Origin of the sequence: Lactobacillus sp. MRS-253-APC-2B, from assembly GCF_012843675.1 — a bacterium.
Classification (GTDB): Bacteria; Bacillota; Bacilli; order Lactobacillales; family Lactobacillaceae; genus Limosilactobacillus; species Limosilactobacillus pulli.
This window is the reverse complement of the sequence record NZ_JABAFO010000005.1, coordinates 102115-127479: the sequence shown is the minus strand read 5'-3', so window position 1 is coordinate 127479 and position 25365 is coordinate 102115. Positions and strand designations below refer to the sequence as shown.

15 protein-coding genes are annotated in these 25365 nt (G+C 46.8%); 9 read left to right on the top strand and 6 right to left on the bottom strand.

What is annotated here, in order from left to right; all coding sequences use genetic code 11:
• Positions 1-87: 87 nt before the first annotated feature.
• The 3 genes from HF864_RS04280 to HF864_RS04270 all read right to left on the bottom strand — a co-directional run bounded on the left by HF864_RS04280 (position 88) and on the right by HF864_RS04270 (position 5823).
• Complete coding sequence (locus tag HF864_RS04280; RefSeq protein ID WP_169461847.1) at positions 88-3003, bottom strand: alkaline phosphatase family protein; 2916 nt, start codon at positions 3001-3003, stop codon at positions 88-90.
• A gap of 194 nt (positions 3004-3197) precedes the next feature.
• Positions 3198-4580: an argininosuccinate lyase gene (gene argH, locus HF864_RS04275; protein ID WP_169461846.1), complete on the bottom strand. Its 1383-nt coding sequence runs from the start codon at positions 4578-4580 to the stop codon at positions 3198-3200.
• The gene (locus HF864_RS04270; protein ID WP_169461845.1) at positions 4570-5823 is read right to left on the bottom strand and encodes an argininosuccinate synthase; all 1254 of its coding nucleotides are present in this window, start codon (positions 5821-5823) and stop codon (positions 4570-4572) included. The genes argH and HF864_RS04270 overlap by 11 nt, the downstream gene beginning before the upstream one ends.
• A 438-nt stretch (positions 5824-6261) precedes the next feature.
• Between HF864_RS04270 and HF864_RS04265 the strand changes: the two genes are divergently transcribed.
• Together HF864_RS04265 and HF864_RS04260 are read left to right on the top strand one after the other, a co-directional pair.
• Positions 6262-6486: a hypothetical protein gene (locus HF864_RS04265; RefSeq protein ID WP_033934622.1), complete on the top strand. Its 225-nt coding sequence runs from the start codon at positions 6262-6264 to the stop codon at positions 6484-6486.
• 105 nt (positions 6487-6591) lie between these two features.
• On the top strand, positions 6592-8715 hold the full coding sequence (locus HF864_RS04260; RefSeq protein WP_169461844.1) for an ATP-dependent Clp protease ATP-binding subunit: 2124 nt from the start codon (positions 6592-6594) through the stop codon (positions 8713-8715).
• A 33-nt stretch (positions 8716-8748) separates the two neighbouring features.
• Here HF864_RS04260 and HF864_RS09525 read toward each other — a convergent pair whose 3' ends face one another.
• Positions 8749-8883: a hypothetical protein gene (locus HF864_RS09525; protein ID WP_272208764.1), complete on the bottom strand. Its 135-nt coding sequence runs from the start codon at positions 8881-8883 to the stop codon at positions 8749-8751.
• Positions 8884-9023: 140 nt separating this feature from the next.
• Between HF864_RS09525 and cls the strand changes: the two genes are divergently transcribed.
• The 3 genes from cls to addA all read left to right on the top strand — a co-directional run bounded on the left by cls (position 9024) and on the right by addA (position 18484).
• On the top strand, positions 9024-10493 hold the full coding sequence (gene cls / locus HF864_RS04255; RefSeq protein WP_169461843.1) for a cardiolipin synthase: 1470 nt from the start codon (positions 9024-9026) through the stop codon (positions 10491-10493).
• Between the two features lie 448 nt (positions 10494-10941).
• Positions 10942-14658: a PD-(D/E)XK nuclease family protein gene (locus HF864_RS04250; RefSeq protein ID WP_169461842.1), complete on the top strand. Its 3717-nt coding sequence runs from the start codon at positions 10942-10944 to the stop codon at positions 14656-14658.
• Positions 14651-18484, top strand: coding sequence for a helicase-exonuclease AddAB subunit AddA (addA, locus tag HF864_RS04245; protein ID WP_169461841.1), 3834 nt, complete (start codon positions 14651-14653; stop codon positions 18482-18484). Before HF864_RS04250 ends, addA begins: the two co-directional genes overlap by 8 nt.
• A 138-nt stretch (positions 18485-18622) precedes the next feature.
• Here addA and HF864_RS04240 read toward each other — a convergent pair whose 3' ends face one another.
• Complete coding sequence (locus HF864_RS04240; protein WP_169461840.1) at positions 18623-19465, bottom strand: DNA-binding domain-containing protein; 843 nt, start codon at positions 19463-19465, stop codon at positions 18623-18625.
• A 290-nt stretch (positions 19466-19755) separates the two neighbouring features.
• On the opposite strand from HF864_RS04240, the gene argF reads away from it, so the two are divergent.
• A complete protein-coding gene (gene argF / locus HF864_RS04235; RefSeq protein ID WP_006500908.1) occupies positions 19756-20757 on the top strand; it encodes an ornithine carbamoyltransferase in 1002 nt (333 codons plus the stop codon).
• Between the two features lie 49 nt (positions 20758-20806).
• A complete protein-coding gene (gene arcC, locus HF864_RS04230) occupies positions 20807-21739 on the top strand; it encodes a carbamate kinase (RefSeq protein WP_169461839.1) in 933 nt (310 codons plus the stop codon).
• 246 nt (positions 21740-21985) lie between these two features.
• Here arcC and HF864_RS04225 read toward each other — a convergent pair whose 3' ends face one another.
• Positions 21986-22960 carry a GMP reductase gene (locus HF864_RS04225; RefSeq protein ID WP_169461838.1) on the bottom strand — a complete coding sequence of 325 codons (975 nt, stop codon included), beginning with the start codon at positions 22958-22960 and terminating at the stop codon, positions 21986-21988.
• 211 nt (positions 22961-23171) lie between these two features.
• On the opposite strand from HF864_RS04225, the gene HF864_RS04220 reads away from it, so the two are divergent.
• Both HF864_RS04220 and pyrR read left to right on the top strand, forming a co-directional pair.
• Positions 23172-24461: an adenylosuccinate synthase gene (locus HF864_RS04220; RefSeq protein ID WP_169461837.1), complete on the top strand. Its 1290-nt coding sequence runs from the start codon at positions 23172-23174 to the stop codon at positions 24459-24461.
• Positions 24462-24739: 278 nt separating this feature from the next.
• A complete protein-coding gene (pyrR, locus tag HF864_RS04215; RefSeq protein WP_006500912.1) occupies positions 24740-25270 on the top strand; it encodes a bifunctional pyr operon transcriptional regulator/uracil phosphoribosyltransferase PyrR in 531 nt (176 codons plus the stop codon).
• Positions 25271-25365 lie beyond the last annotated feature (95 nt).

The following is a 25365-nucleotide window of genomic DNA, read 5'->3' as shown; positions in this document are numbered from 1 at the left end:
TCTTTGACCCAGCCAGCTACTGCGCTGAGGCATTATTATCCATAAAATAGTTAAGAGGTTGAGTTAATTCCCAGCCTCTTTTTTTAGTTAGTGTGGGACCTTGAGCATGAACCAGTCATGCAGCAGGTAGTGATGGCCAGCCGTCAGATCGTATTGAACCATGCGATAGTCGTTGAACAGCCGCATCTGTTTTAAGGAAAGCGATGTCTTTAGGCCATCTTGATCAACATATTCGACGGCAGTACTGTGTGGGCGATTGCTGTGGCTGTGAACGCTGGTATCAAGCGTGATTGCCGGCAGTTTTTCATGAACCTGAGTCAAAAGCGCGTAGTATGGCGAAACCTTTAAATCCATCTGCGCCATGGCCATCGGAATAAACTCATTGGGACTGACGATCTTGGTTTTGTCAACATGACCGCGGTTGATTCGCTGAGCAGCCGGATTGCTGTAAATGAAATAGTCGGTCTCATGCATTACCAGACCGTGTTCAGCCATTGAAACACCGTTGTAGATGCCAGGCAAATGATCGCCATACCAGACAACGGTGGTCGGCTGGCTGCTTTGATCTAAACGGCTGATGAATTTTTTGAGTGCCTCGTCAGTATAGTGGATGCCCTGCGTGTAGGTCTCAATCTGCTGCTGAGCCTGTGGGGTGCGATAGGCCGTTCCACTGACCTTGTAGTTATTGTGATGATAAAAATTGTCATATGGCATGTGATTTTGCATGGTAGCTAATTGAATAAATTGATTGCCATGATGGTTTTTCAGGTTCAACAAGACCTGCTGATAGGCTGACCAGTCATCAATACGCGGACTGTTGTCGATCTTGTGAGTATAGGAAAGTCGACTGCCACCATCAAGATGATAGAATTTGTTGAAGCCAAACTTGTGATAAACCTTGACACGGCTGTAAAGATTGGCTGTAAACGGATGAATCCCATCACTGTATGAGAACAGCTGATTAATGGCAACAGCATGTTTTTGATATGGTACCAGCTGTGAATAAGGCGTTGGCATGGTTGGTGAGAAGTTGACGATAGAAAGTCCGGTTAGTGCTTGATATTCCATATTGGCCGTCCCACCACCATAGCCAGTACTGAGCATCAAGCCACTGGTCGTATGCGATTTAAGCTGATCCAGATATGGCACCGGATTACCGCTGACCTTTAGATTAGGTACGCGTCTTGGATCGGCAAAGCTTTCGCTTAAAATAAAGACGAGCCGCTGGTTGCCGACAGTAGCATGGGTTCGATGTCGATTGATTTTTTTGGCTTGCTGCAGATAGATCTGACCGATTTTTTCCATACGGGCCTTGGAATATCCTTTAGGCTTATCCATTACTCGAACATCAACGTTATTGGCAAACTGCAGCAGTGTGCCGTTGACCTTGGCACCACGCAGCTGAGCGTAAAAATATGGTGTATCATCGACTTTTTCGGCCCAGCGATAGGTTGGCGAGTTGGTGTGATTGATCAAGGCAAAGCCGCTTAGATAAAGAAGAGAAAGGGCACCGATTAAATAACGCCATTGAATCCTAAAGCGGCACTTTTGACCATGCCGTATTTCGATAACGATGGCAAAGCCTAAAAGTACGATGACAAAAACACCAGCTGCAATCAGAATCGTTGGATCGACCATTCCCAGCATTTCTTTGGGAGCGGTAATCGTTGCCAAATCCGTTGGCAGAATCGGTTCTTCACGGGCTTGAATCTTAAGAATCGAGGCAATCAGCCAGCCGCTATAGATGATGATTGTCAGAGTACTGCTGATCCACCAGCGATTGGTAAGCGCCATTAAAATTCCAGCCAGTGCCATCATAATCAAGACGTTGGCCCAGACGATGGCATGGTGATCCATGATGATCCACTGCACCATGTTAAGCTGCCAGTTCCAAAGATAGCCAAATGACCAGATCGTCATTCCCCAGATGATGCTGGTGGTTAAAAGCAGTGGCCAGTATCTGAACAGGGCGATTTTCAAACCATTTAGCATCGTGGTCAGATTGATCCTGATTCGCCAGTCAAAGCGCGTGGCCCATTGATTAAGCAAGATTGCCAGCAGCCAAGTACTTATCCAGACAATCAAAATGGCGACGATCAAATGCCAGTCCGGTTGATACTTTAGAAACGGCACCAGCAGCTTGGGGACAGCCAATAGATTCAGCATCAAGCCGCCTAAAATACCGTAAAAGCCGCTTGCTGAGCGTGAATTTAGCAGCTTGACCAGTGTTAAAACGATCAGAATAGCCATTAATAAATAGTTGTTTTGAAAGGCGTTGATGGCGACTTGATAATGCGTAGTCAAGACCAGTCCATCATGCGGATTATATGTCAGCTGATTGATCTTAAACCAAGCCGTCAGACACGTCGTCAAAAAAATCAATAGATTAAAAGCCAGCAGCCAACCGATTCGGATCGATTTTTGTAAAGGCAGGTCGTTATTCAGCCAGTCACCCAAGGCAAATAAATAGATAAACCATAAAAAACTGTTGCCACCAGCAAAACCTAAAACGCCGGCTGCGTGATTAAGATTGAGCAGCCAGAGCGTCAGCGTCAAAATAATCAAAAAACGGCGGCGCCATGGTAGTTTGAAGCGATGCAGCCATTTTTTAAGCCAAGGGTCAAAAAGCATCAATGCCAGATATGCCAGCCAGGTTACAAAAATATTTTGAACGACGTAGCGTTCAGCGGAAGGCACGCTTTCCAAAATGGCCGGCTGACTCAAATGATTGGCAATGCCAAATAAGATTAGCCCAACAGTCCCAAGTAAGATTGCGGTGGTTTGGCGATGAGAGATCCTTAACTCAATTGCGCCCAGCATCATTGGCAAAACCACAACGCTTAAAGCAGCGGTATTTTTAATCATCCATAAAAACAAAAAGGACTGGCCAGCAGCATGGGAAAGCATTTGGCGAGCGGTAGTACAGACCGCGACCGTCACAATCAAGAGGACGGTCAGCCAAAGCATGCTGAACCAGTTTATGGTTAACTTCTTAAGCTTCAATTTTATTCTTCCTAACGTTTCCAAAATTAACTACATAATTATATCGAATCGTATTATGCATTTAAAATCAATCAACAAAGATGCGATTGATGTCGCATTAAGACCTTAAAAGCAGCTAGTGTCGCATTGATTTAATCAAATAACACAAAAAAATTCCAGTAAGGTTATAAACCAGCCTTACTGGAATTTTAATTTTAATCTTCTAATAACTTTTTGGCAGCCTCAATTTGAGCCTTAACCTGGGCAAAACCGGTTCCGCCAGCTGAGTTCCGACGCTGAACGGCAACTTTTGGCTGCAGCACGTGATAGACGTCTTCATCAATCAGCGGACTGATCTTTTGGTATTCATCCAAACTGATATCGCTGAGATTCTTGCCAGTCTTTAATCCCTTTAAGACCAACTCGCCCACGATCTCATGCGCTTGTCTGAATGGCATCCCCTTGCTTGCCAGATAGTCGGCCAGCTCGGTAGCGTTGGAAAAGTCGTTATGAACGGCATGCTCCATTTTATCTTGGTTAACCTTGAGCGTTTCAACCATGCCAGCCATGATCTTTAGGCTGGGGATGATTGTCTTGACGGCATCAAAAACGCCTTCCTTATCTTCTTGCATATCTTTATTGTATGCTAGCGGCAGGCCCTTCATCGTCGTCAAAAGTCCCATCAGATCGCCATAGATCCGACCCGTCTTACCCCGAATCAGCTCAGCGGTATCGGGATTTTTCTTTTGCGGCATGATTGAACTGCCCGTGGAATAGGCATCTGAAAGCTCGATATAGCCAAATTCGTAGCTGCACCAGTAAATCAGCTCTTCACACATTCGCGACAGGTGCATCATCAAAATGCTGGCATTACTGAGAAATTCCAAGACAAAGTCACGATCTGATACCGCGTCCAATGAGTTGTGATAGATATCTGAGAAACCGAGGTACTTCGCACTCAATTGACGGTCGATCGGAAAGGTCGTTCCCGCCAAAGCCGCCGCGCCCAACGGAGAGACGTCGGTATGCTGCATGTTGAACTCAAATCTTTCAGCGTCACGCTGCAGCATCTGGAAATAAGCCATTAAATAGTGACCATAAGAAATTGGCTGGGCATGCTGCATATGCGTATAGCCAGGCATGATGGTCTCAACGTTGGCACTAGCCTTATCTACTAAGACCTGCTGCAGCTGCTTGATGGCCCCGATGACTTGCGGTAGTCGTTCTTTGACGTACAGATGCAAGTCGGTGGCAACCTGGTCGTTTCGACTTCGCCCAGTATGCAGCTTGCCAGCAACCGGACCGATCTCTTCGGTCAAGAGCGCCTCAATGTTCATATGAATGTCTTCATTTTCAATATTAAAGGACAGCTGGCCCTGCTTCAGCTTTTCATCAAGTGCTTCCAGTCCCTTGATAATTGCATCGGCATCCACTGCATCAAGGATCTTGGTTGCCTTAAGCATCTTGACATGGGCCAATGATCCTTGAATGTCTTCTTGGGCCATTTCCTGGTCGAATTTGATCGAGGCTCCAAACTTATTTACCAGATCGGAACCGGATTCTTCAAACCGACCACCCCACATCCGCTTAATCGGCACTGATGGTTTCCTCCTTTACTCTAGGTTCAGATTGGTTCTTGGCAGCATTGGCCTGAACTTGAGCATAGACCTTGTCAGGCAGTTCCCAGAGCTTGATGAAGCCGCCGGCAGCTTCCTGATCAAATTCATCGGCTGAGGTGTAGGTAGCCAGGTTCTTGTCATACAAGGAATTAGGCGACTTCCGACCTTCACAGACAACGTTGCCTTTAAACAGCTTGACCCGGACCGTTCCGTTAACGTCTTTTTGTGTTTCCTTAATGAATGCTTGAATGGCCTTCATCAATGGCGAGTACCACAGACCATTGTAGATCAGGTTGGCCATCTTTAGTTCAACGACTGGCTTAAAGTGGGCTGCCTCACGTTCCAGAGTCAAATCTTCCAGATCCTTGTGCGCCTTCAAGAGGACCGTGGCGGCTGGACATTCGTAGATTTCACGCGACTTGATGCCGACCAGCCGATTTTCAACATGATCGATTCGGCCAATTCCGTGGGTACCGGCAATCTTATCGAGCTTCATGATCAGTTCGGCCAGCGGCATGGCTTCACCGTTAAGGGCAACCGGCTTGCCGTGTTCGAACTGAATTTCCATGATTTCTGGCGTGTCCGGCGTTTCTTCAATTGGGTTGGTCCGATCGTAGGCATCTTCAGGAGCGCTGGCCCATGGATCTTCAAGAATCCCACATTCATTGGCACGGCCCCACAGGTTTTCGTCGATTGAGTAAGGACTTTCCATGGTAATTGGAACGGGAATGCCATTTTTCTTGGCATAATCAATTTCTTCTTCCCGTGACCAGTGCCAGTCACGAATGGGATCTTCAATCTTCATGTCAGGAGCCAGGGCATGAATGCCGGCTTCAAAACGAACCTGATCGTTGCCCTTTCCAGTGCAGCCATGGGCAATGGCAGTGGCACCATATTCTTTGGCAACGGCAACGAGCTTTTGAACAATCAGAGGTCGGGAAAGAGCAGAAACCAGGGGATATTCTTGTTCGTACATGGCATTGCTTTGCAGAGCAGGCAGGACAAAGTTTTCTGCAAAGTCTTCTTTGGCATCGATCACAACGGATGCGTAGGCACCAACCTGGGTACCTTTAGCCTTGATGGCTTCCAGGTCCTTGCCTTCGCCTACATCAATACAGCATGCGATTACGTCATAGCCTTTGTTCTTGAGCCAGGCAATGGCAACTGAGGTGTCCAGACCACCAGAATAAGCTAAAACGATTTTTTCCTTTTCTTGTTTCATAAGTTCTTCCTCCGATATTTCTGTTTCTGATTGCTCTTAATTTATAATTGATTTATAAATTGTTATTAAATATACAGAAATACGAATAAAAAGTCAACTATTCCTTATATTTTTATATTTTATGCAAAAGATAATCAAGGGACAAAAAGGATGTCAAAATTGCGATAAACGTTTGCGGTGCGGTATTTTGGGAACATGAGGACTAAAGTGAGAAAATGGTTAAATTTTTTTATCCATTTTTTTATTCACAGAGATTATCAGCGTGGATTTGTTTGTAAAAGCGGTGGTTCATATTAAAGGATAACGCTTTCATCATTGGTAATATAAAGGAAGGAAAAATCTCATAAATTAACTAAAAATGTTTTACAAATGTGGTATTTTACACTTGTGTTATACCACAGACGTGATATAATAAAAAACGTAAAGGAAGTGAGCATGGTGCGAATCGACATCAAGCATTATTTGGACGTGAATCACTTGACGATCTATCAAGTGTCCAAGCGATCCGGCTACGGCTACACGACCTTGCACAAATCGTTCAACAAGGAGCAGACCAGTGCCACGCCGCTTAATCTGCGCGACTTGGATGCTTTGGCTCGGGCACAGCACCGCAAGATGTGGGAAGTGCTAAAGGAGCTGGAAGAGCATTACTTGGAACGATAATCGCATAGTGTAGCAGTAGGAGGTCGAGTGTATAGCATTGGGCCTTTTATTGACCACTGATTTAGCGAACTACAATTGAATATAAAATTATAGGGGGAATAGCTTATGGCACAAATTCCAGTAGATCCATTCGATGACATGAATGACATTTTTAACCAGATGATGGGCGGCCTAAACGGTTTTAATACCGAAAATCGCCGCTACCTGATCAATGGACGTGAAGTGACCCCAGAAGAATACGCTCAGTATCGTCAAACCGGCAAGCTGCCACAGACTGGCGCCAAGCAGACTGCTGCCAAGGCACCTAAAAAGGGCGGTATGCTGGCAAAGCTGGGGCGCAATTTAACTGAAGAAGCCAAGGCTGGTAAATTGGATCCAGTCATTGGTCGTAACAAAGAAATTCAAGAAACCGCGGAAATCCTCAGTCGTCGAATCAAGAACAATCCAGTTTTGGTTGGTGATGCCGGGGTTGGTAAGACGGCGGTCGTTGAAGGTTTGGCCCAAGCCATCGTCAACGGCGATGTCCCAGCCGCAATTAAAAACAAACAGATTATCAGCATTGATATTTCCAGTTTGGAAGCTGGTACCCAATATCGAGGCAGCTTTGAAGAAAATATGCAAAAGCTGGTCGATGAAGTCAAGAAGGCTGGCAACGTCATCTTGTTCTTCGATGAAATTCACCAGATCATTGGGGCCGGCAGCTCTGGTGATGGCAATGGCTCCAAAGGGATGTCCGATATTTTGAAGCCAGCACTGTCACGTGGTGAAATCACGGTTATCGGGGCTACGACACAAGATGAGTACCGCAATACCATCATGAAGGATGCCGCCCTGTCACGGCGGTTCAACCCAGTTGTCGTCAATGCGCCAAGCAAGGAAGATACGTTTAAGATTCTGCAGGGGATTCGGGGGCTGTATGAAAAGCACCACAACGTCACGCTGCCGGATAATGTCTTAAAGGCTGCCATCGACTACTCAGTTCAATATATTCCACAGCGCAGCCTGCCAGACAAGGCTATTGACCTGGTTGACATGACGGCTGCTCACCTGGCAGCTAAGCACCCTGTTAAGGATGCCAAGGAGATCGAGGCCGAGATCAAGCGCGTTGAAAAAGAACAAAACGAAGCTGCTGAAAAAGAAGACTATCAAAAGGCTCAGCATTGCAAGGACAAGATTGCTGATCTGAAAAAGGAATTGGCAGATCACTCGGCTTCTGAAAAAGTTACGGCAACGCCAAGCGATGTTGCTGACTCAGTTGAACGGCTGACTGGCATTCCGGTTTCCAAGATGGGCGCCAGCGATATTGAACGGCTCAAAGGCCTGGCTGGTCGTCTCAAGAGCAAGGTTATTGGTCAAGATGAGGCCGTTGACGCCGTTGCACGAGCAATTCGGCGGAACCGGGCCGGCTTTGACGAAGGTAATCGTCCAATCGGCAGCTTCCTGTTCGTTGGACCAACCGGGGTCGGGAAGACTGAACTGGCTAAGCAATTGGCTTTGGATATGTTCGGCAACAAAGACGACATTATTCGACTCGACATGTCCGAATACTCTGATCGGACGGCCGTTTCCAAGCTGATTGGGACTACGGCTGGGTACGTTGGCTACGATGACAACAGCAATACGCTGACAGAAAAGGTTCGTCGTCACCCTTACTCAATCGTGCTGCTTGATGAAATCGAAAAAGCCGATCCTCAAGTCATCACGCTGCTCTTGCAAGTATTGGATGACGGTCGACTGACGGATGGTCAAGGCAATACGGTCGACTTTAAAAACACGATTATTATTGCCACCTCCAATGCCGGCTACTCCAGTGATGCCATGATCAAAGCCGCTGACGATAAAGAAGAGAGCCTGACCAAGCGGCTGGAGCCATACTTCCGTCCTGAATTTCTCAATCGGTTTAACGCCATTGTTGAATTCCACCACCTGACGAAAGAGGATCTCAAGCAAATCGTTGACCTGATGCTTAAAGACGTCAACAAGACTCTGGCTAAGAAGGGCATGGACGTTGCGGTCAGCGAGGAAGCCAAGAACTTCTTGATCGACCAAGGCTATGATGAGGCAATGGGGGCTCGTCCATTACGGCGGGTCGTTGAACAGCAGATTCGCGACCAGGTTACCGACTACTATCTGGATCACCTGGACGTTAAGCATCTGCGCGCCGCCATGCAGGATGGCAAACTGGTTATTAGCGAAAACAAAGACTATCAAGCACCAAAAGCTGAATAAGCAAAAAAGAGCTGGTAAAAAGCCAGCTCTTTTTTAATGGCGTTGATTCAAGTAGATTGCCAAGATGACGATTAGCGCCAAAACGATAATCGCCAGTCGTGGATTGGCCTTGAACAGTTCATGAAACAGATGGTACTGGCCGATTCCCAATGGCATTGATTCAAACATGGTTTTCATTCCTTTTTTAATCTTTCAGCATTAACTGCCAAACTTAATCATATTTCGAAAAATTATAGCGCAATTAAGTTGTTGGTTCGAATCAAAAGGTGCGTTAGAATAAAAAAAGTAAGCGAAAGGAAGGTAGAACAATGCTTTTAACGACGTGGCAGATTATCAAGTTGATTATTTGGGGAATTATCTTAATCAACGAAATTGCCGCGCTTTATACGGTATTTCGTGAAAAGCGCGATATTGCCGCGACCTGGGCCTGGCTGCTGGTTTTGACCCTGATCCCGGTGCTGGGCTTTATCCTATATGCATTTTTAGGACGCAAGCTGCCCCAGGACAAGATGGAACGGATTCAGTCGCAAACGGAACTGGAACTGAGCGCGGCCTTAGAAGAGCAGAAAAAGCAGTTTTTGGATATGCCGCGGCCTAAAAAACAGACCATGCGCATGTATCGACGAACGATCATGCTGTTTCAAAGCATCGACAATGCGTTTTTGACTCGGCACAATCAGGTTGATATCTATACGGATGGGCAAGAACTGTTTCAAAGGATGTTTGATGATCTAGCTAATGCCCAAAAAAGCATCCATATTGAGTTTTACACGATCTATAACGACCAGATCGGCAATCAGCTGCGTACGCTGTTGGAGCAGAAAGCGGCAGAAGGCGTTGAGGTCCGGGTTTTATATGACTCGTGGGGCTCAATGGGTGTTAAGCGCAGTTTTTATGATGCTTTAAGACAAAATGGCGGCCTGGCTGAACCCTTCTTGATGACGCACAGCAACTTGTTTGATTTTCGGCTGAACTATCGCGATCACCGAAAAATCGTCACTATTGACGGTCAGATCGGCTACGTGGGCGGCTTTAACGTCGGCGATCAGTATTTGGGCCGACTGCCAAAGTTTGGCTACTGGCGTGATACGCATCTGCGTGTGATTGGTGGGGGCGTTTATTCATTGCAGCAGCGATTTATTCGTGATTGGAACGCATCGCAGCGGCACGTGCACGATAAGATCATTTACTATCGGCCTTACTTTCCACCGATTACAGTCAAGCAGGGCAATACAGCCTTGCAGATCGTTTCAAATGGTCCAGAATCACCGTTGGAAAAAATCAAGCTTGGCTATTTGCGGCTGATCAATGCTGCTCAGGATCATATCTGGATCCAAACGCCGTATCTGATTCCTGACGATAGTGTCTTGGATGCGTTGCGAATTGCCATTCATTCTGGCGTTGACGTGCGCATCATGGTACCATGCAAGCCAGATCATCCCTTTGTCTATCGGGCTACGCAATATTATGCCCACCAGCTGGCCAACGAAGGAGCGACGATCTACTTTTATCAAAATGGTTTTCTGCATGCCAAGACCATGGTTGTTGACGGCAAGATGGCTTCGGTTGGTTCGGCCAACGTTGACTTCCGCAGCTTCAAGCTTAACTTTGAAATCAATGCCTTTATTTATGACCACCGCATTACGGATCAATTGGAACAGATCTTTGTCAATGATATTCGCGACTGCAAGGTTATGACACCTGAGATGTTTGCAGCCCAACCGCTTTGGCTGCGCTTTAAACAGACGTTTTCACGCTTGTTCTCACCGATTCTATAAAGGAACTAAAAAACCCGTTGACCAAGGATTGGCCAACGGGTTTTTTAATTTCAGCGGGTTAGGACATCAGTTAAACTGACACATCAAAAAGTTATCATTGAGGCGATTAAAAACCACCAAGTATGGAGTAGAGAGATTTGAATTTGAGATAAAAGATGACTTTATTGGGATGAAAGTCCTAACCTTAACTTAGTTATTGCTCACTAAGTAACAATTACATTAAACCACTTTTGCTTCACAAAGACAACCAACAAACTAAAATTTATTATTTTTATTTTTAATTCGTTATAAATGCTGGTCTGATGCTGATTATGATCATCGGTGACTGTTGATCAATAATTCACAAAATTCATGAATTAGAAGTAAGGTTGGAATTATCGACCACGGTCTTTTATGGCAGCGGTCCATGATAAAATTGAAGCAATCAATCAAAACGGAGGAAAGCGCAATGAGCAGCTTGAGATTTATTTTGGGAACGGCCGCCTATGATCACCGGGCCAGTCTGTTGGCTGAAATGAAAAAGCAGATGGCCACCGATCCTAATGGTGAGTTTTTCTATCTGGTTCCCAACCATATTAAGTTTGCAACCGAGATTGAGGTGCTGAATCGCCTAAAAGATACGGCCGCGCTTGATGACGATCAGCCCTATGCACAGATGAAAGTTCAGGTATTGTCATTTAGCCGGCTGGCTTGGTATCTGTTGCGTGATACACCGGCATTTCAGGCACCGCGGCTTTCACCAACCGGCTTAACGATGCTGACGGCCCAGATTGTCAATCAGCACCAAAATGAGATGCAGATGTTTGCTGGTGAGGTCAAGCGGCCTGGCTTTATCAAGGAACTGACTCAACAGCTGACTGAATTGCAGACGGCTAAAATTGCGCCAACTGACTATGCAGCCATCATGGAACGCGCCAAAACCTGGGCCCAGACAAATCATCAGGTTTTAGATGACGTCTGGCAGGCTAAATTGAAGGTCATTTTTATGGTCTACGGCGAATTCGTCAAGGCTTTGGGCGACTATCAAGACATCAGTCAAATTGATGCCTTGCTGGTAAAATACTTGCAGCAAAAAGATCTGTCGCATGCTTATTTTTATCTGGATCGTTTCTCACAGTTTACGGCCCGTGAGCTGCAGATCGTTCAGGCACTGATTAAAAATGCCCAGGCTACTACGATTTCATTGATCTTGGATCGGCCCTATCATAATGAGCTGCCAGACGAACATAATCTGTTTTATGAGTCTGGCTGTCAGTACTATCGCTTGGTGCGCTTTGCCAAACAGACGCCAGGCGTAAAACTGGCAGACGATCTGATGGCTGATCAGCCACGAGTCAATGAAGATCTGCAGGTTTTGGAGCGAGTCTTTGCCGCGCAGACGCAGATGCTTAGTGAACTGCCCATTGAGCCACTCAAGGATCCTAAGAGCATTCAGTTTTTTACTGCGTCCAATCGTGTAGCTGAATTGAATTTGATTGCTGCCAAGATCCGCCAATTGGTCAGCACTGGGAAATACCGCTACCGTGACTTTCTGATTCTAACGCGGCATCTGGATGGCTATGCCACGATGCTGGATTCGGTCTTTAAAGCCCATGAGGTACCGATTTTTAATGACTTGGAACGTCTGATGAATAACCATCCCTTGGTCAATTTGATTGAAGCTTTGTTTAAGGTTTATCAGCGCCACTTTGCTACCAGCGACGTTATGCATCTATTAAAAACCGGCCTATTGGTACCAAAAGACATGCATGATGATCTGGGGCGGACAGTCACCAAAAAGTATTTTCAAAACGCCATCTACCAAACGGAAAACTGGTGTCTGCAGTATGGCCGCACTGGTGACGACTGGCTGAGCAAGCAGAAATGGCATTTTGATCCCAACGTTGATGAAGAAGAGCTAAAGCATCATGCTGACATGCAAAAACGCGATCGGCTGGCTTCAGCACCGCTGAACGTCATCAAGGATTACGTCAATGGGCTGCAGAAATTTTTCAATCAGCTTGATCAAGCTCAAAATGGTACTGAAGCAGCCAAGGCACTATATAGCTTTTTGGTTGGTGCGGGTGTCGTCGAGCGGCTTCAGGAATGGTCGGTTGCCGATAGTCAGATCGATCTGACAAGAGCCCAAGAACCGCAGCAGGTTTGGCAAGTCTTTTGCAATATCTTGGATGAGTACGTGCAGATTCTAGGCCAACAGCAGCCATTTATGATTGATGAGTTTGCGGATCTGTTGATGGCCGGCTTTGAGACCGCTCAGTACTCACAGATACCGTCAACGCTGGATCAGGTCGTAATCTCTGAAACCGGGATCGTGCAGACGGACACGCGCAAGGTTGTCTTTATGATGGGAGCTACCAGTGATGTTATGCCAGAAGCTAAATCGGCTACGGGGCTGCTCAGCGATCCAGATCGTGAATTGTTGAATGCCTGCTTGAGCGATGAGCAGTTTTTGCCAGCCAGTGGAGTTGAGAAAATGAGTGGTGAGCCATTCCTAAACTACCTGGGCTTTATGAGCGGAAAAGAGCGTCTGATTATTTCGGCACCACAGCTTGGTAATGATGAAAAGCCGCTTAGTCTGTCGCCTTATATGATTGATCTGGCAATGGCTTTTGATCGTTGGGATGCTGATAAAAAACAGCTCAAAGACGATTTGCCGTTTATGGCTCAGCCGCAAGATTCGGCACTTGAGGCCTGGCCGTATGTCAGTGCCCCAGCAGCCGTTTTGGGCAATTTGATGCAGGTCTTGCGTCAGGCATTGGATGATCATCAGCCATTGGGTGCGGCCTGGAGCTTTTTGAGCAAACTAATGGCCCAAAATCTTACGCGCTATGATTGGACTGCCAAAAGTCTCGAATACGCCAATGAAACGACACCGCTGCCGGCTGCATTGGCGGAACGGCTGTATGGACAATGGGATCCGGAGGCACTGGATGCTCAGACCCAGGCAATGCAAAATGGTCAGCCACTGCCTCAAACGGCCCCTAAGCTGCAGCACAATACGCTTTATGCATCAATCTCACAGCTGCAGGACTATTACCGCAACCCTTACGAATATTTTCTTAAATATGGTCTGCGCATTCAAAAGCGCGAAGAACTGGAAATCTCGGCTGATAAATCCGGGACGTTTTTCCATGACAGTCTGGACTGCTTTATGCGGCTGCTCAATCAGCAAAACCTGCAGTTAAGCGAATTAAATGACGATCAGCTTCAGCATCTTACGCACCAAGCAATGGCCTGGGCCTTTGATCAACAGCCACAGTTGATTCAATTGACGCAAAACTATCAGCGCCTGGCCTTTCGCAAACGACAGTTGGAACGGCTGGTTGAAACGATGACAAAAGTACTGCGCAACCAGGCTAAGCTGACCCACGCCCAAAACGTGGTAACGGAACAGAAATTTGGCGTGATGGACCTCAATGATCAAGGACAACACAGCTTTGCCCCATTGATTTACCCACTTGACCAGGGACACAAGGTTTATCTGCGCGGCCGCATTGACCGAATCGATGCTGTTGAGTTGAATCAGGAGCCTTACTTAATGGTGGTTGACTATAAGTCGGGCAATCAGCAGTTCAATCTGGTTGAGGCTTATGATGGCTTGGCTCTGCAAATGCTGTCTTATTTAAACAGTCTCAGTCATCAGCTTAAGCTTAATCAGCAGACGGCTAAGATTGCCGGTGCGCTTTATCTGCATTTGCAAAATCCAGTCTTTAAATGGGAGAGCCTCAGTGGCAGTCTGGCCAGTGAGGAATTGAAGAGTCATCGCTATCGCGGCGTTTTATTAAATGATCGACAATTGTTGAGCGACCTGGATTGCGGTATCGATGACTTTAAGCCCCAGCTGCTCAGCCTGCGAGCGTTCAAAAACGGCAATCTCAAGGCCAGCAGTGGGATGGCACTGGTTGATGAAAAACAGCTGGCAGCACTGTTGGCGCGCAATCAAGAACGCATCATCAACGCAGCCGCACAGATCTTTAATGGCGATACGTCACTAAGCCCTTATCGACTGGATAAACAAGATGGTCTGCAATACAGCGACTATCAAGATATCTATCGCTTTGACCCAATGCTGGATCAAAAACACTATCGCGATATTTTACTGACTGAGCGCGATGTGGCAGAAAAGCTGAAACAAGATCAATCACAGGGGGATAAAAATGAGTGATACCAAGTTTACGCCACAGCAAAAGCGAGCGATTGATGCCAGAACCCATGACATTTTAGTATCGGCATCGGCGGGGGCAGGCAAGACCACGGTATTGGTTGACCGGGTCATCAAAATGTTGAAAGAAGACGCCAATCTTAATATCGATCAACTGCTGATGGTTACCTTTACCAACGAAGCGGCCGATAATATGCGAGATCGGATTCGACGCCGGTTGGAAAAAGAAGCTAATAATCGGCATCTGCGCGATCAGATCAACCGGCTGGCGATTGCCCATATCAGTACGATTCATGCCTTTTGCCAGCAGCTGATCAAGCGCTACTACTACCTGATCGATCTGGATCCGCAGTTTCGTCTGCTGACGGATGAAACCGAAACGATTCTTTTGCAGGATCAAGTCTGGGATGATTTAAGAGAAGAGCTTTATGCCAGAGATGCACTGATTGAAGATCCTAGCCAGCGACCATTTGAAAAGCTGGTGCTGAATTTTGTCAACGACCGCAGTGATGATGCTTTAAGCGATATCGTTATGGAACTGGATCGGGTTGCCAATGCTCAAGCGGATCCGCATGCCTGGCTCAAGCAGCTGCCTAAAATGTATGAGTTGGCAGATGGTGAGCTGACCAAATCGAGTTTTTATCAAAAACAGCTGCTGCCCGTCTTGAAACGCGAATTAACCCAGATTCATGCCGACTTTCTTACTTTAACGCATCAAGCCCAATCAGCCGGTCTCGATACGACTGCATCAATGCTGACAGCAGATACGCAAACCGCAGCTGAGCTATTGCAGCTGATCGAATCGGATACTTGGGATGCAATCAGCGCTAAGCTCAATAAAAAACAGTTTCCAACGATTAAGGGACGGCCTAAAAAAGACGAGCTTGAAGCTATGGCCGCCTACGAATCGATCAAAGATGCCCGCAATGATCTGAAGGACCGTATTCAAAGCCTCCACGATCATTACTTTATGGATGCCAGTCTATTGATCAAACTGTCAGCGGGAGCTAAAGGCATCGTTGACGAACTGGTTGACGTAGTCTGGCAGTATCGCCAAAACTATCAGCAGCTTAAATTACAGCGGCATCTGCTGGACTTTTCCGATTTGGAGCATTATGCGTATCAGATTTTGACGGTTGACACCAAGGCCGGGAAGCAGACTTTAAAAAATCTGCAGCGGCACTTTAAGGAAATCATGATTGATGAGTATCAAGATACCAATCCGCTGCAGGAAAAAATCTTGCAGCAGCTCCATGATCCCAGTGTCAATCGACTATTCATGGTCGGTGACGTCAAGCAATCAATCTACCGGTTCCGTCAAGCCGATCCAACGATGTTCCTGCATAAATATCAGACGTTTGTCAAAGAGGATCAGCTGCAGCCGAACTCGCCAGGCGAATTGATCAATCTGGCCGAAAATTTCCGTTCCATGCCCAACGTAACCGACTTTACCAATTTGCTGTTCAGTCAGCTGATGGATCATCAAGTCGGTGAGATGGACTATGATGAGGCAGCCCATTTGAAATTTGCAGCGCAATGGTATCCAGAAGACCAGGTTAAGCCAGTTGAGGTGATGCTCTATGATGCCAATGCCGAGGATAATGACGAGCAAGCCAGTCATGAAGCCGATCGTCAGTCAGGCGAGCTGCGGATGGTAGGGATGCGGATTCGCCAGATGCTGGATAATCATGAGCAGATTTTTGATCCCGACGCTCCCGATGGTCATCGTGACATCAAGCCAGGCGATATCGTGCTTTTGGAACGGGCCAAGTCAATCAACAACACGCTGGTCAACGAATTTGCTTCATTAAATATTCCTTTGACCGTGCATGGCGTTGAAAACTACTTTAAGTCGACTGAAGTACGGACGATTGTTTCATTGCTAAAGATCATCGACAACCCATATCAAGACATTCCATTGGTAGCCGTTTTGCGCTCACCAATCGTAAATCTAACGGAACCGGAAATGGCCTTTTTGCGGATCAATGATCGTCATGACCAGTATTTTGGGGCATTGAAGCGCTTTGTAGCGACCTATCATGATCTAAAGCTGCTTGATGATCATCCATATGGCATTGACCTGACCGCGCTTTATCAAAAAACGGCGCATTTTTTAAAACAGTTGCATGAATTTCATGAAACGGCCCAGCGGCGCTCGCTGGTTGAATTGATCTGGCAGATTTATCAAGAAACCGGCTATCTGGATTATGTGGCCGGCATGCCGGGCGGACAGCAGCGATCGGCCAATCTGCACGCTCTGTATGAACGGGCACATGGCTATGAGGAAAGCAGCTTCAAGGGGCTGTATCAATTCATTCGCTTTATCGAACGCATGCAAAAACGCAATCAGGACCTTGGCGAAGCACCTGCCCAGCTGGCCAGTGATACGGTCAACGTAATGACGATTCATGGTGCGAAAGGTCTGGAATTTCCGGTTGTCTTTTTGATCGATACGGCACATGGCTTTAAGGATGAAAACGGCAAGGCGATTATTGATGCCAATGCAGGTCTGGGTATCAAGTATCTGGGACGGGCTGCCGATCAGAATCCGGATGCATTGCCACAGATTCTCTATGATCTACCGCAGCGCAACTTAATTATTGAAGCTCAGAAGGCCAGCAGCCGGGCCGAGGATCTGCGGGTCTTGTACGTTGCTTTGACCAGGGCCCAGCAACGGCTGATCATTACCGGTTCAGTCAATGAAAACAAAGAAGGCAACACGCGCTCAGGACTCGCTCAGGCAGCCAAGACCTGGCAAAAAGCCCTGCAGAGCGATCAAGCCGTAATTGGTGCGCAGGCCCGCCTCAATGCCCATTCATTTTTGGACTGGATCGGAATGGGGATCATGCGTGCAACCGATTTTGATCTGACTGATCTGGATATGGAATCAGATGGCGATGAGGCAAAGTGGCAGACCAGTATCGGTGATTTTAAAGCACAGCGCTATAATCAGACTCAATTACAGCAGCAGCTGGAACATTTGGCAACTCAGCGTGGGACTCGGGCTGAAGAAACCGCCACGGCAACTGCAGAGCTGACGCCAAAACAACAGCAGCTCTATCGTCAAGTCGTAGAAATGAAGTATCCGCATCCGCAAGCAATCGTGACGACGGCCTATCAAGCGGTTAGTGACATCAAGCAGCTGTTTGCCACTCAGGATCCGGATGATCGCGAGATGGGACGCTTGACGTTTGATCAGCAGCAGGTCAAGACCAGTGGCTGGTATCGCAGTGATGACTTTGCTCAGCCTGAGTTCATGACGACTCAGCAGCATCAGCTTTCGGCAACCGAGATTGGGACAGCAACGCACCTGGTCTTTCAAAAGCTGGATCTAACCGGCGGCGTGGTTGACGAAAAGCTGGTCAAGCAAACTATCGCTCAGTTAAGAATGGATCAGCTGTTAAGCAGTGATGAGCTGGCAGCTGCCATTGACGTTGAAGGTATCGTGGCCTTTTATCAAACCGAGCTTGGGCAGCGAATTCTAACGCATGTAGATAGTCTGCATCGTGAGGCGCCTTTTTCCATGCTGATCAATGCCGCTCAGCTTTTCAAGAATCTGGCGACTGAAAAAGAGGATGCGCCAGTGCTGGTCCATGGAATTATCGATGGCTACTTTATCAGCGGCGATGGTCTGGAATTATTTGACTACAAGACTGATCACGTGGATCTGTCAACGGTCCCACTCAAGGAACGTTTTGAGCAGCGTATTGTCGATCGCTACAGCGGTCAGCTGAATCTATATGCTGGCGCGCTGCAGGCCGTTGAACGGCAAAAGGTTGCGCACCGCTGGCTATACTTGGTGGCCACTCGTGAAATAAAAGAGATTTAAAAGAGGGTGGAAAAAAACTAATTTTTCTAACAAAATAAAATAACTTTAATAATAGAAATGGCCGAAGATCAACGCATTAAGCAACGTAATCTTCAGCCATTTTTCTGTTTTGAGACGCTATTCTCAGCCTTATTTTGATTATTTTTCAATGATGCTTTCTTGCAATAGACCATCAAAAAAGTGCTGCAGCGAAATCTGACCGCCGTTGTTTTGTACGCCTTTGAGTTTTAAAACTTCATTATGCACGTTTTTATAGCCAAAGAGATTGTTGGCATATTCCATTAAAATCTCGTTGTCTGGATAATCTAAAAACATGTTGGCCAGATTGTTGAGCCCAACTTTGAGTGCCCGACGAATTCTTTGAAAAACGATTTTTTTGGTATGGGCATCAAAATGTAAAATGCCGGCAAAGTCGATGTCGTTAAAGCTCAGCTTTTGGTCAACCATCAATGAAATAATACGAATGGTGTCTTGAGAGCCGGTTTCAGCCGTAATCCCCAAAAAGCGCAGAATCGACTTGATTCGATCAACCTGCTGACGCTGCTGCGACTGTGGCAGATGATAAGGAGCACTGCTGCCGACCAGCTCAAAAATGCGGTTGAGCTTATCGGTCATCAATGTATAGCTGGCGATCAAGCGGATAATATGCTTGGTTTCAGCCAGGTTGATTGGCTTTTCCAAGAAAAAATCAATGCCGGCCTGATAGGCAGCTGTACGGGTCTTGGCATCGCTGACTGATGATATCATGATGAAATGTGGCTGACTGTTGGCGGCCTTGAGCTTTTCAATCAGCTGGATCCCGGTCATCACCGGCATGCCATAGTCAACTAGCATAATGTCGACCCGCAGTCGCAATAGATCATCGTAGGCCTGCTGCGGATTATCGGCGACCCCGACGATTGAATTGTTAAAGTCGTTTTCAATCAGATCGCTGAGCAGTGCAATGGTATCCGGATCGTCATCGGCAATGTAAAAATTCATAAAAATACCTCCTGAAGCATAAACATTCTCAAATTGAAGTTTTTGGAAAATTTTTGATGTTTCTTGAATTTTAACATTTTTAGTTGATTGGCAACATCCCTTTTTGCATGGTAATGTTTTATGCACCGATTTAATGCATATTTCTGAGATAGCGTTTACATTCCCTGATATATCAAGATTAAGAGAACCAAAAAAATAAATTTTTCTTTTGAAGTATTTTGAATCATTGTGAAGATTGGTGAAAACGGTTTCTATGATAGAGACTGTAATTAAGAAGGAGGAACTTAAAAATGTCATTTAACTTACGTAACCGCAGTTTCTTAACCCTGGCCGACTTTAACACCCGTGAAATGGAATACATGCTGAACCTGGCCGAAGATCTGAAGAAGGCTAAGTACACGGGTAATGAAGGCAAGCGTCTGGAAGGCAAGAACATTGCCTTGATTTTTGAAAAGAGCTCTACTCGTACTCGTTGTTCATTTGAAGTTGGTGCCAAAGACGAAGGTGCTCACGTAACCTACCTTGGCCCATCTGGTTCTCACATTGGCCACAAGGAATCTGTTAAGGACACGGCTCGCGTATTGGGTGGGATGTTCGATGGTATTGAATACCGTGGCTTCTCCCAACGCAACGTTGAAATCCTGGCTAAGTACTCTGGTGTTCCAGTTTGGAACGGTCTGACTGACGAAGACCACCCAACCCAAGTGCTGGCTGACTTCCTTACGGCTAAGGAAGTTCTGAAAAAGAACTACCAAGACATCAAGTTCGCCTTTGTTGGTGACGGTCAAGACAACGTATCCAACGCTCTGATGCTGGGTGCCGCTGTTATGGGGATGGAATACCATGTCGTAACGCCTAAGGAACTTGAACCAACCAAGGAAACGCTGGACAAGGCTAACGAAATCGCCAAGGAAACTGGTGCCAAGATCGTCGTAACCAACGACATCAAAGAAGGTGTCAAGGGCATGGACGTTATCTACGCCGACGTTTGGGTATCCATGGGTGAATCCGACGACATGTGGGAAAAGCGCATCAAGCTGCTAAAGCCATACCAAGTAACGATGGACGTTATGAAGGCTACTGAAAACCCTAACGTTATCTTCGAACACTGTCTGCCTGCATTCCACAACCTGGATACTGAGGTTGGTCGTGAAATTGAAAAGAAGTTTGGCCTTAAGGAAATGGAAGTTACTGACGAAGTCTTTGAAAGCAAGCACTCTGTTGTCTTCCGTGAAGCTGAAAACCGGATGCACACCATCAAAGCCGTTATGGTCGCCACTCTTGGTGAATAATTAAACATCCACATCATTAATTGATTCTATTACCAAGGGGGAACTGCATATGGCTAAAGTAGTAGTTGCATTAGGGGGCAATGCTTTAGGCAAGACACCTGAAGAACAGCTTGAATTGGTTAAGAACACGGCTTGGTCTTTGATCAGCCTGGTATCTTCAGGTAACCAAGTAGTTATCAGTCATGGGAATGGTCCACAGGTTGGGGCGATCAACCTGGGCATGAACTATGCTGCTGAAAATGGCAAGGCACCTGCCTTTCCATTCCCAGAATGTGGCGCGATGAGCCAAGGCTACATTGGCTATCACCTGCAGCAGAGTCTGCAAAACGAGCTGCACCGTCGTTGGATGAACAAGAACGTGGTTACGATGGTTACACAAGTTGCCGTTGACCCAAAGGACCAGGCTTTTGAAAATCCAACGAAGCCAGTTGGCGATTTCTACACTAAGGAACAAGCCGAAGCAATCGAAAAGGAAAAAGGCTACACGTTTGTTGAAGACGCTGGCCGTGGCTACCGTCAAGTTGTTCCATCACCACTGCCAAAGCGGATTTTGGAAATCGACAGTATCAACAAGCTGATCGAAGCCGGCGACCTGGTAATCGCAGGTGGCGGGGGCGGGGTTCCCGTTATCTTTACTGATGAAGGTCTGCAAGGCGTGCCTGCTGTTATCGACAAGGACCGGACGAGTGCTCTGTTGGCTGACAACATTGACGCTGACAAGCTGATCATTCTGACGGCAGTTGACTATGTCTATGTTCACTACAACCAACCAGATCAAAAGACGCTGAAGAAACTGACGATTTCTGAAGCCAAGAAGTACATCGACGAAAAGGAATTCGCTGCCGGCAGCATGCTGCCTAAGATCGAAGCCTGCATGTCATTTGTCAAGGATCACCCAGACCGTGAAGCCATCATCACTTCACTTAGCGGTTTGAAGGATGCCTTGGCTGGCAAGCTGGGTACGGTTATCGTTGATGGCTAGTTCAAAATAACTCCTTAAATCCACTGACGTAAGTCTCCCAAGCATTAATACCAATAGCAAAAGAGTCGTCTCGCCAAATAGCGGGGCGGCTCTTTTTAATTTAATTAAAAAGCGAGTGAGAAAAAACGCCGAAAATCAGCTTGCGACCGATTTTCGGCGTTTGTTTTCGACCCAGCCAGCTACTGTGCTGAGGCATTATTATCCATCGTTAAGCGGTTGAGTTAATTCTCAGCCGCTTGATGTTGATTAATAGTCACCGTTTAAGATGGAATTTTTAACGACCACATAGTCAACCTTGGTAATGGACTTGAGATCGCGACCACCGGCGTAAGAGATTGAGGATTGCAGATCTTCTTGCATCTCCAGCAAGGTGTCTTTGATTGAACCGCGGAATGGTACCAGCATCTGCTTACCCTCGACGTTGCGGTAGGCGCCTTTTTGTACTTCTGAAGCTGAACCCCAGTATTGCTTGTAGCGCTTGCCGTCAATGGTGATTAAGTGACCAGGTGATTCCTGGTGACCAGCCAAAAGCGAGCCGATCATGACCATGGATGCACCGAAGCGAACCGACTTGGCAATATCGCCGTTATGACGAATTCCGCCATCAGCAATCAAAGGCTTGCTAGCGGCCTTGCTGCACAGGCGCAAGGCGGCCAGCTGCCAGCCCCCGGTCCCAAAACCGGTTTTCAGCTTAGTGATGCAGGCCTTACCGGGACCAACGCCAACCTTAGTAGCATCCGCACCGGCATTTTCCAGCTCACGGACGGCTTCTGGCGTGGCCACGTTGCCGGCAGTCAAAAATGATTCAGGCAATTGTTGCTTGATATGGTGAATCATTTTAATTACGTAATCAGAGTGTCCGTGAGCAACGTCAATCGTAATGTATTCAGGGACTAAATGTTCGGATTTTAATTGATCGATAAAATCGTATTCACTGTCCTTGATGCCGACCGAGATGGAGGCAAACAAACCGCGATCGTGCATCCGCTTAACGAAGTCAGCACGGTCTTCTGGTTGAAAACGATGCATTACGTAGTAGTAGTCATTTTGGGCCAGCCAAACTGCTAGATCCTCATCAATCACGCTTTCCATGTTAGCAGGAACGACTGGGATCTTAAAGGTCTTAGGGCCAAATTTAATGCTGGTATCGGCCTCGCTGCGACTCTTGATGATGCACTTGTTAGGCACCAGTTGAATATCATCGTAATCAAAAGTTTCCATGAGTCAATGCTCCTTTGTGGCTAAAAAATGTAATACGTTAAACCTTAGCTATTATGCACAATCAAATTTAAGTCGTCAAGCATAAAACGCACATTTTTAATTGGGCTTTTTAAAAACGTTCGGTTAATATCTTGCAAATTTTAGGTAAATCGTATAATATCATTGAGTAAGTACGTGCTCATAAAGAAATTTTGGATGAGGTGACTAATTAATGGCATCAGTAGTAATCGTCGGCAGTCAATGGGGCGACGAAGGCAAGGGTAAAATGACCGACTATCTCAGTCAGGAAGCCGATGTCGTCGTTCGTTCGCAGGGGGGAAACAATGCCGGCCATTCCATTATCTTTGATGGCAAAAAGTTTGCGCTGCGTTTGATTCCTTCAGGGATTTTTGGCGCTAAGAAGCTTTCTGTAATCGGCAATGGGGTTGTAGTAAATCCTAAGGCACTGCTCGAAGAAATCCATTATTTAAATGATAATGGCATCAGTACAGATGGCCTTAAGATCTCAAACCGCGCTCATGTAACCTTGCCTTACCACCTGTTGCTTGACAAGTGCCAAGAAGAAGCCAAGGGTGACAAGAAAGTTGGTACCACACAAAAGGGGATTGGGCCAACCTACATGGATAAGGTTGCTCGAACTGGGATCCGGATGTGCGATCTGCTGGAACATGACGTTTTTGCTGAAAAGCTGCGAGCCAACCTGGCTGCTAAAAACGAGCTGTTTACGAAGATCTACCATGTTGAGCCACTCGAATTCGATGATATCTTTAATGAATACTACGAGTACGGTCAAGAACTGAAGAAATACGTTACTGATACCTCGCTGTTGGTCAACAATGAGTTAGATGATGACAAAAAAGTCCTATTTGAAGGTGCGCAAGGGACGATGCTGGATATTGATGACGGTACCTACCCATATGTAACCTCCTCCAACTCTGGGGCGGCTGGTGCACCAACCGGAGCGGGTGTGGGCCCTAACAAGATCGACACGGTCGTAGGTATCTGCAAGGCCTACTGCACGCGAGTCGGCGCTGGTCCTTTCCCAACGGAGCTGCATGATGAGATTGGCGACCACATTCGCGAAGTCGGTCATGAATACGGTGTCGTAACTGGTCGTCCGCGGCGGGTTGGCTGGTTTGACTCGGTTGCCATGCGTCATGCACGTCGGGTTGATGGTATGACCTACTTGAGTCTGAATCTGCTGGATGTTTTGTCAGGCTTAAAGACGGTCAAGATCTGTAAGGCCTACCGTCTGGATGGTCAAGAAATTGACTACTACCCAGCCAGTCTGGCCGAATTGGACCGCTGTGAACCAGTCTATGAAGAACTGCCAGGTTGGGAAGGCGACATTACGCAGATCAAGAGTTATGATGAGCTGCCAGAAAACGCCAAGAACTACCTGAAGCGGATTTGTGAATTATCCCAAACGCCACTGGCTACGATCTCGGTCGGCCCAGACCGTGAGCAGACGATTATTTTGCATGATCCTTGGTTAGGCTAATCAAAATTAAATTAGGCTCGGTACTGCAATGTATCGGGCTTTTTGGTTTGAAGAGAGGAACCTTGGCTTTAATAAGATGCTGTTTGATTAAGTCTTCATTAGAATTGGTGCTGATGGTTGACACTGCTGAGCTAGGCAGTTACACTAACAATTAAAGTATTGAGCACCTTTAACTTGGTCCCGTGAGGCTGAAAAGGAACGGATAAATGTTGCGTCTCCTCGTTTTGGTGCGAAGAGACGCTTTTTCTTTCAGCAATTAAAATAAAGGAGTGAACTTCATGGCTCATGAAATCGTTGACGGTTCGAGCATGCAGCGGGCACTGACCCGTATTACCTATGAGATTATTGAACAAAACAAGGGTGTCGAAAACCTGGTCTTTGTTGGAATCAAAACCCGTGGCGTCTATCTGGCTCAGCGGCTTGCCAAGCGTATGGAACAGCTGGAGGGGGTCAAGGTGCCAGTTGGAACGCTCGACATTACGCTGTATCGTGATGACCGTCATCGTCCTGATCACAAGGTAGAGCCAGAAGTCAAGACGACCGATCTCGGCGTCGACATCAACGATAAGCACGTAATCTTGGTTGATGACGTGCTGTTCACGGGACGGACGGTACGAGCTGCTTTAGACGCCTTGATGGACATGGGACGCCCTAAGCGAATCTCATTGGCGGTTTTGGTTGATCGCGGACACCGTGAGCTGCCAATCCGGCCTGATTTTGTGGGCAAGAACATTCCAACGTCAACTAATGAAACGGTACACGTGGCGGTTGAAGAATACGACGGTCACGAAGACATCTCAATTGAATAATCCAACTTAGCGTTGCCATTTAATGAACTCCAGAGAGGGTCAAACGGTGCGGTGAGGTTTTTAACCAATCCTAAAAAAGCATCAGTGCTCTCCTG

Bases quoted from the DNA above. Each gene is read 5' to 3' on its own strand.
- HF864_RS04270 (WP_169461845.1), bottom strand. From the start codon at position 5,823: ATGAAACAAGAAAAGGAAAAAATCGTTTTAGCTTATTCTGGTGGTCTG.
- HF864_RS04225 (WP_169461838.1), bottom strand. From the start codon at position 22,960: ATGGAAACTTTTGATTACGATGATATTCAACTGGTGCCTAACAAGTGC.
- HF864_RS04220 (WP_169461837.1), top strand. From the start codon at position 23,172: ATGGCATCAGTAGTAATCGTCGGCAGTCAATGGGGCGACGAAGGCAAG.
- HF864_RS04240 (WP_169461840.1), bottom strand. From the start codon at position 19,465: ATGAATTTTTACATTGCCGATGACGATCCGGATACCATTGCACTGCTC.
- cls (WP_169461843.1), top strand. From the start codon at position 9,024: ATGCTTTTAACGACGTGGCAGATTATCAAGTTGATTATTTGGGGAATT.
- HF864_RS09525 (WP_272208764.1), bottom strand. From the start codon at position 8,883: ATGTTTGAATCAATGCCATTGGGAATCGGCCAGTACCATCTGTTTCAT.
- argF (WP_006500908.1), top strand. From the start codon at position 19,756: ATGTCATTTAACTTACGTAACCGCAGTTTCTTAACCCTGGCCGACTTT.
- pyrR (WP_006500912.1), top strand. From the start codon at position 24,740: ATGGCTCATGAAATCGTTGACGGTTCGAGCATGCAGCGGGCACTGACC.
- HF864_RS04260 (WP_169461844.1), top strand. From the start codon at position 6,592: ATGGCACAAATTCCAGTAGATCCATTCGATGACATGAATGACATTTTT.
- addA (WP_169461841.1), top strand. From the start codon at position 14,651: ATGAGTGATACCAAGTTTACGCCACAGCAAAAGCGAGCGATTGATGCC.
- HF864_RS04250 (WP_169461842.1), top strand. From the start codon at position 10,942: ATGAGCAGCTTGAGATTTATTTTGGGAACGGCCGCCTATGATCACCGG.
- arcC (WP_169461839.1), top strand. From the start codon at position 20,807: ATGGCTAAAGTAGTAGTTGCATTAGGGGGCAATGCTTTAGGCAAGACA.